This window comes from Candidatus Goldiibacteriota bacterium (genome assembly GCA_016937715.1).
Lineage (GTDB): Bacteria > Oederibacteriota > PGYV01 > PGYV01 > PGYV01 > PGYV01.
On the sequence record JAFGWA010000072.1, the window covers coordinates 1 to 12,120 of the forward strand.

The 12,120-nt window shown below is 42.9% G+C and carries 10 protein-coding genes; all 10 read right to left on the minus strand.

The genetic code is table 11. The features are described from left to right. Window positions 1-177 precede the first annotated feature (177 nt). Entirely contained in the window at window positions 178-1,209 is a 1,032-nt protein-coding gene (locus tag JXR81_07680; protein MBN2754732.1) for an IS110 family transposase, read from the minus strand. 293 nt (window positions 1,210-1,502) lie between these two features. Further along, complete coding sequence (locus JXR81_07685; GenBank protein MBN2754733.1) at window positions 1,503-1,931, minus strand: hypothetical protein; 429 nt, start codon at window positions 1,929-1,931, stop codon at window positions 1,503-1,505. Window positions 1,932-1,952: 21 nt separating this feature from the next. Continuing rightward, window positions 1,953-4,595 (minus strand): hypothetical protein, encoded by a 2,643-nt coding sequence (locus JXR81_07690; GenBank protein MBN2754734.1) that lies wholly within the window; start codon window positions 4,593-4,595, stop codon window positions 1,953-1,955. A 285-nt stretch (window positions 4,596-4,880) separates the two neighbouring features. Next, entirely contained in the window at window positions 4,881-6,464 is a 1,584-nt protein-coding gene (locus tag JXR81_07695; protein MBN2754735.1) for a DUF11 domain-containing protein, read from the minus strand. 172 nt (window positions 6,465-6,636) lie between these two features. Further along, on the minus strand, window positions 6,637-7,812 hold the full coding sequence (gene argJ, locus JXR81_07700) for a bifunctional glutamate N-acetyltransferase/amino-acid acetyltransferase ArgJ (GenBank protein MBN2754736.1): 1,176 nt from the start codon (window positions 7,810-7,812) through the stop codon (window positions 6,637-6,639). After that, window positions 7,812-8,822 (minus strand): N-acetyl-gamma-glutamyl-phosphate reductase, encoded by a 1,011-nt coding sequence (locus JXR81_07705; protein MBN2754737.1) that lies wholly within the window; start codon window positions 8,820-8,822, stop codon window positions 7,812-7,814. The genes argJ and JXR81_07705 overlap by 1 nt, the downstream gene beginning before the upstream one ends. Before the next feature lie 115 nt (window positions 8,823-8,937). After that, window positions 8,938-9,894 (minus strand): SurA N-terminal domain-containing protein, encoded by a 957-nt coding sequence (locus JXR81_07710; protein MBN2754738.1) that lies wholly within the window; start codon window positions 9,892-9,894, stop codon window positions 8,938-8,940. Next, a complete protein-coding gene (locus JXR81_07715) occupies window positions 9,881-10,834 on the minus strand; it encodes a peptidyl-prolyl cis-trans isomerase (protein ID MBN2754739.1) in 954 nt (317 codons plus the stop codon). The genes JXR81_07710 and JXR81_07715 overlap by 14 nt, the downstream gene beginning before the upstream one ends. Further along, on the minus strand, window positions 10,815-11,480 hold the full coding sequence (locus JXR81_07720) for a SurA N-terminal domain-containing protein (protein ID MBN2754740.1): 666 nt from the start codon (window positions 11,478-11,480) through the stop codon (window positions 10,815-10,817). Before JXR81_07720 ends, JXR81_07715 begins: the two co-directional genes overlap by 20 nt. Before the next feature lie 122 nt (window positions 11,481-11,602). Further along, window positions 11,603-11,944, minus strand: a complete 342-nt coding sequence (locus JXR81_07725) for a hypothetical protein (GenBank protein MBN2754741.1) — start codon at window positions 11,942-11,944, stop codon at window positions 11,603-11,605. Window positions 11,945-12,120 lie beyond the last annotated feature (176 nt).

Genomic DNA, 12,120 nt, shown 5'->3' on the forward strand with positions numbered 1-12,120 from the left:
GCGTCTTCTCTGAAAGACTTTGTCAACACTTTTTACGCCTTGATCTCATCTCTGAAAGTAGTTTCTTTTAGTCTTCTCTTCGTCGCAGACATAAAGTCCCGACAATATAATTGTCCAATTAGGCTCCCTAATCTCTACAACAGTCCAACGCAATCTTACCCGCGTCGACTAGACGCACTACAGGGCAGCCATTTTATTATCCGCTGTATATCTTTCAACATAAGGACGGTTTTCTTTTAACATATAATATATTATCTCCGCCATTTGCCTGGCAACCGCGACAATTGCTTTATTCCCGCCGCGTCTGGATTTAACATTGGCATATATGCTCTCAAAATAAGCCGAGCACCTTATCGCCACCCAAGCCCCTTCTATAAACGCTTCTTTTAGGTGCTTGTTGCAGTCTTTTATTAACGAGCCCCTGTATATATGATCGGAACTCGAGTGTTCTCTTGGAACAAGCCCACTATAAGATGCCAGCTTCTTCGCCTTTGAAAACCTTGCTATGTCCGCTATCTCAAGAGCAATCGTTCTGGATAAAACAACACCTAAACCCGGAATTGTTTTTATTAATTCTACATACCTGTTTTCTTTTGTTATTTCGCCGGCGCTTCTTTCCACCGTTTTTATCTTTGAAGTTATTACATCCAGCATATCTAATTCGTTATCAAGCAAAACTTTTTCGGTTTTTGGCAGTTCGGCTTCTTCCATATACCGTCTGCCCGATTTCCCGAACGCATCGCTGTAACCGTTCATCTTAATGCCATTACGATGTAATAATTTGTGCACTTTATTCTTGGTCATAGTCCTTATTTTCGTATAAAACTGCCGTTCTCTTAATACCGCTTTATTTCTTCTCATCTCCTGCGTAGGAGCATATACCCTTGGAATCATATTTGTTCTTAAAAGCTGAGCCAGTATCAGAGAATCCCTTTTATCTGTCTTTTGCGGATTCATTGTTATAAGCTTAATCTTCTTGGCATGCGCAAGTATAACTTCTACTCCCATCTCCGTCAGCATGTCGTAGATTATACCCCAATCATAACCCGTTTCCACTGTGGCTTTACAACGCTCTCCAAGACCGTTTAAAAGTTTCTCAAAATCATCTTTTCTGTTGCCCATCTTACCTTTGAATTTCACTTGACCGGTCTCATCTAAAGCAGTAACATAAGAAAAATACTTGTGACAATCAATTCCGAGATAATACATAGGGCACCTCCCTTGATACTAATATGTAGGGGTGCGAAAGCACGCCCTGATGGATATTATATCAAGGCGGTGCCTTAAATATCTTTCATATTATCTCTACATTAAATACCAAACTCAACAGCTGCGACGGCCAAGAAAGACCCGGACAGCGCGGGAGCGCTATCCCTACTAAAACAAATACCTGACATTTAAGTACAAACACTAAACACCAAGATCTAAACAACGCGCCCTAAAGGGTGCGCCTACCAAACCATCTAAGCATCCAACCTTCCAATCATCTAAGCATCCAAGCTTTACTCCGCTATCTGTTCCCTTATCTTTTCCCTGTATTTCCTAAGGTCTGCAACCGTTATCTTTTCCATTCCCTTTTTACCAATCTCATCCACAATTTTTCCCATCTCTGCCCTTCTTTTATCATCCTCAAACCGCTGTGCCGCAAGTTCCTGCGCTTCCGCGTCTTCCGCATCAATGGACGCCAGTGTCAGCTCCCTGACATTATTTCTTAAATAATTTATTTCAAACATATAAATTTCCTGAAAAAGTTCAAGATATTCAAGCCGCTTTTCAATTCCCGGAACCCTTGCGTCTTCCACCGCTGATACAGACGCGCTTTTAGCTATAGGGTCAGGAGCGGGAAACGGCACGGGAACGGTTTTCTTTTTACATGAAATGGCAGCGGCCGCAATAAAAACAAGAAGGACAAATACAATAATTTTTTTCATATTATTACCTCCGTTTTTTTACTAATAAGTTCCCGTATATCTCATCACAGTGGCTTTTAATGATGCTGTGGCATCACGGAATATAACGTAAGGCATCTGCGCGGATATATCATATGATAAATCAACAAACTCCGTGGCACCGTCTGAAATGTCGTAACCCACAATTTCCCATACCCCTGTTTTATTTCTTGCCACAGTTACCGTGTTTCCCCTGCCGCCGTCTTTATACGCCACAAACGGCGTACCCAAATGCACAAACAGGGATATTGAATCACAGTTAGTATTGGAGAACGTTGACGAACCCACATAAGACCACACCGTGGTTTCGTATTTCATTACCGATACCCTTCCTGAATTACCGGTATCGCGGAAAGCCACATATGGCGTCCCGTCATACACAAACACCGACGGTGAATACGAATTGCCAATTGAAATACCGTCAGCTGAACCAATATTCACCCAGCCTTTAACGTCATAAATATCATATGATATCACCCTTAATTTAAATGATTTATCAGGGTCAGAAAAGGCAACATAAACATTGCCGTCAACGGCGAAAAGAGACGTCTCCGCGGTCTTTACTGACGGCGACGTGGTTCCCGCTTCTTCCCATTCCCCAAATGCTACCCTGAATTTCCTTACATGAAGGTAATCTACATCGTCCCTGTACGCAAGATAAAGTGTACCCTCGCTTTTATCTATCCCAAAAGAAATGTCATATGCCGCCGTATCTGAAATATCCGCGGTGCCCACATCCTGCCAGCTGCCGGCCATAAATTTTCTGACAGTTGCTTTAAAACCTTTTGTATCATCCCTGTACGCCACATAAGGGACTCCGTTATATACTTTAATGACGGTATCGTATGCGATGCCTGCCGATATCCCGCCTTCAGGGCCGACAAATGACCATACGCCGGATTCATATTTTTTCACCACGGCTTTTTCGGAATATCCCAGGTCTCTATAGACAACATATATAATGCCATTATAAATATCCACTGAATCAAAATCTGCCTGCCCTTTTGATATACCTTTGGCTCCCATTACTTCCCAGAACGGTGTGGCGGTATTGGTAACAGTGGGTGTAGGAGTTGCAGTGGCCGTTATTGTGGCAGTGGCGGTTATGGTAATTGTGGGCGAAAAAGTGTGCGTCTGCGTGATTGAAAAAGTGGGGGTTATTGAATGCGTGGGTGTTATTGAATGCGTCAGAGTTATTGTTGAAGTCTGCGTTATAGTGGGCGTTGCCGAATGCGTGGGTGTTATGGTAAAAGTGGCGGTGACTGTAGACGTGGGCGGTATAACGTGAATAAGCGGCGATGATGCGATAGGATGAATATCCGCGCCAAACGGGTCAACATAAGTTGCAAGCGTGTAAGTACCCGCGCCGGCGGTTGCAAACCCGGGCTCTATCCCTGTTTTCTTATACCCGTAAATTATCGTTACAGTTCCGCCCGCGGAAAGGTTTTTAACCCTGATTATCATATCCATAATATCTTCCTGAAGCCCAACGATTGAAGCCCCCGATGATGCAACAGCTGAAAACTGCCCGGCATAACCTTCTTCAACTTCCGGCGGCGTCCATCCCGACGGCAGCGTTATTCTTATCGTTCCGCCTTCATTGGAACTTGTCCACGCCGTTGTTCCAGCAGTATAGACAAGCATTATCGTGTTGCCTGTTGTATTCTCTGTCAGATACTGCGGTATTACCGTCATTGTGCCTTCGCCGATTATAGGCGTATTAGTGGGAGTAACTGAAGGTGTAGGTATTAAAACCATTACCTGCGGATTAACCGCAATAGGAAGCGTTGAATCCCCCATTTCTGCTGCCGACACTTCAAATGTGAAATTGCCGGAATTTGGAATATAAGCGCCCGGCCCGCCGGATGACATGGAACCGTAAGTCACGGCCACTGTGCCTGTTAAAGCAGGAAGCGACGCCACTTTTATTATCATGGTTCTGTCAACCGCGTCAATTCCCACAAGCTGGCCGCCTGAAGGAAGCGATACTTCGTAATAGCCGGCGTTATTTCCCGCAAGGCTTGGCAGGCTCCACCCTTCCGGGACTGTAATCCTTAGTGTCCCGTAAATAGGGCTTGGCCCCTGCCAGCTTACAGAGCCGCAGTTAAAAGTAATGGTTACGGTATTGCCGTATACGCCTGAAAAAAGCGGATTGGATGAAGCCGACGCGGTACCGCTGTTATATGTTATTACGTTTGTATTTGTAATGGTTACTGTAAGCGTGGGCGAACTATGAGTATTTGTAACAGATGCAGTGGTCGTTGCAGTTTCTGTGAATGGAGGGGTTGCTGTTCGCGTTAAAGTCACGGTTGATGAAGTTTCCGCCGTCGGCGAATCTGATACAGTTAATGTCGGGGTCGCTGATAAAGTAACCGTGGCTGAATTAATTAAGGATGTATTTGTGATAGTGATTGAGGGAGTTGATGTAGAAGAATCAGCAGGTATTACGGTATGCGTGACTGTTACTGTTACTGTTATTGTTGCCGTATTTACCGCCGTCGGTATAGATGTAATATCAACAGGCGTATCTGTGGCGATGATAGGCGCCGGAGAAGGTGCGGTAAAGCTGTTTTTCTTTCCGCAGGAAAACAGGAAAAAAACGGCTGTCAGCAGGAAAACAATGCCGATAAAAGCCTTATTTTTCATGCGTTTTTATAACCTCCAAGTCACATTTGCAGTTAATATATATAAATTATACAGGGATTCAATACAAGTGGCAAGGGGCAAGTTGCAGAGAATAGAGGGACAGAGGGACGGATGCACGGAGGGACGGGAAGAACAGCGGTTTAAGCTATAGGCAGTTAAGCAGAAGCGTAATCCATAACCGTCCGGAAAGCTATGCGATCAGAGAGAAGAATCAATGAAAAACAGGTTTTGGCAATGTGTTTCGCTTATGCTTAATTGCCTAACTGCTTATTGCTTAAACTGTTACTACCTTACCACCGTAAATTTGCCGGAGGTTTCCTGATATTCGCCTTTTTTACTTCGGGCTTCAATGCGGTAAATATATAACCCGGACGCGCTTTTTGCGCCGGCATTATTTCGTACATCCCAGTCAAACGCATTTGTGCCGGCAAAGAATTCCTGCTGAATCTTTCTTACAGGTTCGCCTGAAACTGTGTATATATTAAGCGTGACTTCGGAATCCACGCTTACATAAAAAACAATTTTCGCGGATGACTTCGCCGGGTTAGGAAAAACATTAACGGTATTAAGCCAAAGATACGGCGCGGGCGTGGGTGTAATTGTATAAGTCGGCGTTATGGTGGACGTTGGTGTTATGGTGGATGTCGGCGTAATTGTAGCCGTAAAAATCGCGGCCACGGCCTTATTGGAACGCGCGGTTTCATAATCTACCCAATACGCATCCGTGTATCCGGATGCGGCTTCATTTTCCACTATTATTCCCTCTTCCGGATTTATACGCGCCCTGAACCACACGGAAAACTGCGAGCTTAAAGCGGACAGCGCGCCTATGCTCCAGGAAATAACCCTGCCCGAAAGTGAATATCCCGGTGAAGCGTCAATAAAAGACGTGTTCCACGGCAGCGTATCCCATATATAAACCGAAGAAGCGGCAGAACCGCCTGTATTTGAATATGAAATATTATAACTTAGAGTATCACCGTAAAAAGCTTCGGCAGGATCAACGCTTTTAATCATATCTACATTGGCACCCGATATATAAGGCAGCCCGTAATAGGTAATAAAAGTTTTCTCCTCCCCCGGCAGGTATACAGAAGGCTCCCAGTACATTGCAGTTGCTATATCGGCAATATTATCTGTTGTGTTCAAAGTATACAGCCACAGGTTTGAATACATATTTGGCCACTGCCCAACCAGAAACCTGTCAGGTTTCGTGGCGCTTCCGGTTGACAGCCCGCCTTCAGCCTTTAATTGAGGATCATCATAACGGTCAACGGTCTGCCACGCTTCGGGCACAGCCGCGCCAATCCATTCCCTTTCTTTTTGTATCCGCCCCGCGCCCTGAACAAAAATTGGCGAATTATCCTGCATACCAAGTTTAACATCAAGCATTACCCTTAAACCCACGCTTGCGTTTACGGTATTAAGGTTTTCTATTACATATTTTACCTCTAAAGTATCAGGTACGCCGCTGCCCCTTGGATTATCAACAAGCGAAAGGGCCTGCGTAATCTGAATGTTGCTTATTTTCCATACCGTCGTATTTACTGAATTGCCGGAACTGTCAGAAGGGCCTGATATATACTCGCCGCCATAACCAAAAGCAGCTGTTCCGCCATTAGGATAATCAATTTTTATTGTGGTAAATGAACTCCACGGAGCTGCGGGAAAGCCGTATAAAAGGACGTAGCCTTCCGCTGTCCCGGCGGTAAACCTGCCTTTTAAATTACGAAGAGAGTCATGAGAGTACACGGTATCTTCGTATGCTGTCATTGTGGCTGTGCGCGCGTCAATATACGCGTTGGAAATGGCATATACAGGGGTGTATAAACAAAGCATGGCTGCCAGCAAAACAATAATTTTATTCACTTTACCCCCGTTAAAAGACTCTTTATTTTCTTTACAAAAAACAGCCTAAACAAAATATCAGGCGGACAGCATAAGCACGATGACAGCAACGGTATTAAAACAAAGAGCCGGACAGCGTAAATGCGATGGCAACGCCCGCATTTAAGCAGCTGTCCCTACAAAACCTTTTATTCTAAGAATAATCCGCGTTTTCCCTTACATAGTCATAGGTTAAATCAGACGCAAGAATATAATGTTTTTCATTTCCCTGCTTAAAGTCTATTAAAAGGTGTATCTTGTCCTGCTTTAAAACTTTTTTAAGCGCGTCTCCGGTTATCAATTTCCCTTTCTCAACAGCCCTGTATCCGCCGATATCTATTGATATGGCGTTTAAATCCACATTCACGCCGGTCTGGCCTATGGCTGACAGTATGCGGCCCATATTAAGCGATTCGCCGAAAAACGCGCACTTTACAAGCTGGGAGTTCGCAATACGCAGGGCTGCTTTTTTTGCCGCGGCTTTTGTCTTTGAATTTATAATCTCCACTTTTACAACTTTAGTTGCGCCTTCACCGTCAGAAACCATATCTTCGGCAATGCCGTAAAAAGCGTCTGAAACAGCTTTTTTAAAGGCAGCATAATCTTTATTTTTTGATGTGATTTTATTATTCCCTGCCCGGCCGTTGGCAAGGCACATAACAGTATCATTGGGGCTCATATCGCCGTCCACTGTTATCCTGTTGAAAGAGTATTCAAGCGCCTCTTTAGCGGCTTCCCTTAATAATTTCTTATCTATTATTACGTCTGTCATTAAAAATACCAGAAGTGTTGCCATATCCGGCGATATCATTCCTGCGCCTTTTCCAACAGCGCTTACCGTTACAGTCTTGTTTCCCATTTTTATTTTTGTAGAACGCACTTTTCTGAACTTATCCGTGGTCATAATAGCTTTGGGATAATTGTCATCCTTTGCGGATAAAGCATTACATACCGCAGGGGCATTTTTCAGCATTACATCCACAGGCAGCTGTTTGCCTATTATGCCGGTAGCGGCAAACAAGACCGAGTTTTCCGCAACATTAAGAGTTTTGGCGACAACTTTGCCTATTTTTATTATGTTATCAATACCCTGCTGCCCAGTAAAAGCATTGGCATTGCCGCTGTTGGCGTAAACCACACTTATTTTATTATTTACCCTTTTTTGATCAAGAAGTATATGCGCGCTTTTCAGTTTATTCTTTGTAAAAAAAGCCGTGCAGTCGCACGGCTCTTCAGAGAAGATAAGCCCGGTATCAATTTTGCCCGGTTTTATCTGCCCTTGTATGCCCGCGCTTTTAAAACCTTTTGGAAGCACATACTTCTTTTCCATTACTTTAAACCCTCCTGCTCGTTTAAACCGAACATAAGGTTCATATTCTGTACTGCCTGGCCTGACGCGCCTTTGACCATATTGTCAAGCACTGTGGAGATTAAAAGAAGATTCATCTCTTTTACTCCGGATATTGCTATATCGCAGAAATTGGTGTTCTGCACCTGATGTAATGACACTGAATCAACAATGCGGATAAAGGGTTCATTTTTATAAAAAGCCTGATACAGTTTTTTTACATCATCAGGGCCAACTTTCTTTTTTGTCTTGATGTAGATATTGGACAATATTCCCCTTTCAGCGGCTATCACCTGCGGGGCAAAGAATATCTTTGTTTTCTTTTTAAGCTTTAAATACAATGCCTCTTCAACTTCCGGTACATGCCTGTGAGAGCGGCCCGTATTATAAGGGTAAATGTTTTCGTTAACGTTAAGAAATATATTTTTAGGCGTGGGCTTTATTCCGGAACCCGATACGCCGGATTTGGAATCGGCTATTATATCCGAAATTTCATACTTATTTAAAGCCGGCGCAATCCCGAATATAAGGGAAGAAGCGTAACAGCCGGGATTGGCCACCACGTCCGCTTTTTTAATTTTCTCCCTGTAAAATTCCGGCAGACCGTACACGGCTTTCTTTAAAAGCGCCGGGTATTTGTGCGCGTGCTTATACCACTTTTCATATATCTTTACATCCTGAATCCTGTAGTCAGCGCTTAAATCCACGACTTTTTTCTTTTTATCATACGCTTCTTTTACAAATTCCATGGCTTCGGTATGGGGCAGACAGACAAAGACAACGTCTGTTTTTTCAAACACGGATTTATCCGATGGGTCAACAAAAGACAAATTTATAAGCCCGTTAACTTCCGGGAACGCGTCTGCAACTTTCACGCCGGCGCTTCCGCGCGATGTAACACAATTTATCTTTACAAAAGGGTGTTTTACAAGAATTTTTATAAGTTCGCGGCCGGTCATCCCGGTTCCGCCTATTATCGCCGCTTTAATCATAAACGCCTCCGTTATTTACAACTTACAGGTAACAAGTTGCAACTTACAGCTGGCAAGTTACAACTTACAGCTGACAACTTACAACTTGAAGCTGTTACTTGTTACTTGTCACCTGTTACATATACTTTATGTATGCCTTCGCCTTTACTTCATCTATCCAGTCCTGCCACATTTTATCAACTTTACCCTCAATCAATTTCATTCTTACTTTATCTTTTACATCATCAAGCGTCTGCTCGCTTCCGCTTTTATAATCCAGTATCTTTATAACGTGATACGAACCGTCCGATTTCACGTTTACAACCTTATTCTTTGAAGGTTTTGCCAGCGCGTCCATAATGGGTTTTGCAAGCTGCGTGGTATCTATCCATCCAAGTTCCGCGGCGCTTATGCCGGAAACACCGTCAAGCGATGACGCGACTTTCTCAAAATCCTCTCCCGACTTTAAGCGCGAAGCAACCTCCGCGGCTTTCTGAGAACTATTTCCGGAATATCCCGGCATTATCATTACCTGGGAAATATTCACTTCATCGCCGACCTTAAATTCGCCTTTGTGCTCCTGATAATACTCTGACATTTCAGCTTCCGCCACAGGCGCTTTGCTTATAAAGTCCTGCTGTTTTTTCTGCTTTAATTTCGTAAAAACAAGGCCGTCCCTGACCTGCGATTCAATCTTAAGCCTGAAATCCGTATACGACAGCCCTTCTTTATTAAGGGCTTCTTCAAACGCTTCTTCATTTGCAAACCGCGACCTTAATCCGGAAAGAAATTCATTCACTTTATCAGCCACAGCTTCTTCCGAGACCATTACCATTTCTTCCTGCGCGATTGTGATTAAAAGTTTCTGTTGTACAAGATTTTCCAGTATCTCTTTTTTTAACTGGTCCGGGGATACTTTCTGCCCGGCGGCTTCAAGCTGAGCCTTCATAGCTTCAAAAGCTTCATTTACCTCGCTTTCAAGTACAAGCCCGTCATTTACCTTTGCCGCTATTTTATCCGAAGCCGGCGCCGCCGATAAAAAAGCGGGTATAAATAACGCTGTTAAAAGTACAACAATTTTAATTTTCTGCATGTAAAACCTCCTCTACGGCCATATTTAAATGTTCCAGATACATTTTTATATCCGAATTCTGCCTTAATTCTTTCATCCATACCGAAAAAGCCGCGTCTTTTTTTATTTCGCGGAACTTTTTTTTCACGTCTTCCCGCACTTCATCGTAACCGGGCGTTACCGCCTCCCTTATATCTTCGCACTTAAATATATGGTAACCGTACGGCGATTTTATAATGTAACTTATCCCGCCTTTTTTCATGGTGAAAAGCTTATTCATGAAAGAAGGCACTTCGCCCTGTTTTATAAATCCAAGATCGCCGCCCTCGTGCGCTTCCGAAGTTATTGAATAGTTTTTCGCAAGTTCTTCAAAGGGCTGTTTATTGTTTATTTTTAAAAGTACTTCCTGCGCCTTTTCAAGGGAACCGGTGACTATCTGCCTTGCCTTTACCCTTCTTGACTGCCTGAATTCCAGAATATTGGTCCAGTAGTAATCTTTAAGTTCCCTGTCAGTTATTTCAAGCTTGTCCTTTAAGACGTGCTCTATCTCTTTTCTTATTATAAGTTTTTCTTTGATATCTTTTAACCAGTAACCGTAGCTTATGCCGCCCTTTTTAAGGACTTTCTTAATATCCTTTTCCGAAAAACCGGGTACAAAGTTTTCTGTTTCTTCATAAAGTTCTTCCCTTTTGATTTTTATTTTATCTTTTTTGGCCATATTCAGGATAAGCATATCATTTACCATCCCGTTTAAAAAACTTTCGGCCTGTTCATGCGAAGATAAAGTTATACCATAAAGGGCGGTCTTTTTTAAAAGGTCCTGTTTTGTAATCTTCTTCTTGTCAACCCTTGCCAGAACATCCGGGGCTTCCTTAAAAACCGACCCCGAAAGTATAAAAGACAGCAGGGCTGTTATTAACAGCCCTGCCGAAAAAATCTTTTTATTTCTTTGGGGCTTCAAGCTGAATGCCCGAATTAAGGGGGGCTGCCGGCAGTTCAAAAGCTTTTTCTTCTATTTCTATCTTTGCGGCCGCCTTTAACTGTTCCACCCATTTCTGCCTTGCAACGCCAAGCTTTAAATTATCTTTTATCTGCGTAAGCAGCTCCACTTTTGCCGTGGGATCCTGCGCTTTTCTTCTTGCCGAGTAACGGTCATACGCGTCTTTAATCTCCGCCTCTGATACCGGAATTTCAGCAAAATTCACGCCTTTTTCAAAAACTTCTTTCATAACCGCTTCTTTCTGTGACATTTCAGCTATACGTTCCTGCTGTTTTTTAAGCATTGCCATCTGTGACTCTATCTCTGCTTTAATCTGCTTTTCTGTTTCCTTTGCCGCTTCAAGCACTTCTTTTTTCTTTGTGATTCCTTCTTTTTCCGCGTAGCCCATTATTACCTTGTCAAGTATCATATTATCCAGAATGTTTTTTCTTATCCCCGGGTCGGACGCAAACGGTTTTAAATTTGCCGGAAGGTTGTCAATTTCCGCTTTAAGATCGCTTTCTGTTATTACCTTTCCGTCCACCTTTGCCACAACTTTACCCTGATTACAACCAACTAACAATGCTGCCGCGAACACAATTAACACTAAAAAAACTGTTTTTTTCATCTTATTCTCCCTTCAAATTTAGCCTGTAAAGGCTTTAATTATACTAATTTATCACACCGGTTATGTTTTATCAACATAAACTGACTTAAACTTAGACGCAGCCAAACCATAATTGGTTGGCTTTATTTATTGCAGGCGGGATTGTATCTGTAAATAAGGTGTTTAATGATTGAATCCCTTTTCTGCGGGACAAGCCCGGGGGTGGGACAAAAACCTATATAAAGGTTGGCGGGGCTTTTCGCTTCCTGCGCCCACTGTTCATATTTTTTGTGATTTTCAGGGAAACCCTGTGCCGCTTTTATCTCTTCCACATTTGCAATGTATAAAACCCCGTAATTAGCTTTCTGTTTTTCGGGATTTTTAAGAAAAAATATGCCGTATATGCCGTTGTCTATATCTGTATCTTTAAAATCCGCAAGCGGCTCCGGCCCTTTAAACTGATATCCTGCAAGCAATAAACTCATCTGGTATTTTCCGCCCTTCATATAAAATATTTAAAAATCCTTCATATAATATAGTAAACAGGCGATAAAATCAAGTACCTTAACAGCTCTGTTGTTGTATGCTTTTGTGTGTAATTTAAGTAAAAGGGGTTCCTAACCTGTATTACAATGGTTTTTGCTGAGAAAACCAAACAGGA

What these genes read in the sequence shown, in the direction of transcription:
- JXR81_07680 (MBN2754732.1), bottom strand. Translation starts at nt 1,209, where the DNA reads ATGTATTATCTCGGAATTGATTGTCACAAGTATTTTTCTTATGTTACT.
- JXR81_07685 (MBN2754733.1), bottom strand. Translation starts at nt 1,931, where the DNA reads ATGAAAAAAATTATTGTATTTGTCCTTCTTGTTTTTATTGCGGCCGCT.
- JXR81_07690 (MBN2754734.1), bottom strand. Translation starts at nt 4,595, where the DNA reads ATGAAAAATAAGGCTTTTATCGGCATTGTTTTCCTGCTGACAGCCGTT.
- argJ (MBN2754736.1), bottom strand. Translation starts at nt 7,812, where the DNA reads ATGGAAAAGAAGTATGTGCTTCCAAAAGGTTTTAAAAGCGCGGGCATA.
- JXR81_07705 (MBN2754737.1), bottom strand. Translation starts at nt 8,822, where the DNA reads ATGATTAAAGCGGCGATAATAGGCGGAACCGGGATGACCGGCCGCGAA.
- JXR81_07710 (MBN2754738.1), bottom strand. Translation starts at nt 9,894, where the DNA reads ATGCAGAAAATTAAAATTGTTGTACTTTTAACAGCGTTATTTATACCC.
- JXR81_07720 (MBN2754740.1), bottom strand. Translation starts at nt 11,480, where the DNA reads ATGAAAAAAACAGTTTTTTTAGTGTTAATTGTGTTCGCGGCAGCATTG.
- JXR81_07725 (MBN2754741.1), bottom strand. Translation starts at nt 11,944, where the DNA reads ATGAGTTTATTGCTTGCAGGATATCAGTTTAAAGGGCCGGAGCCGCTT.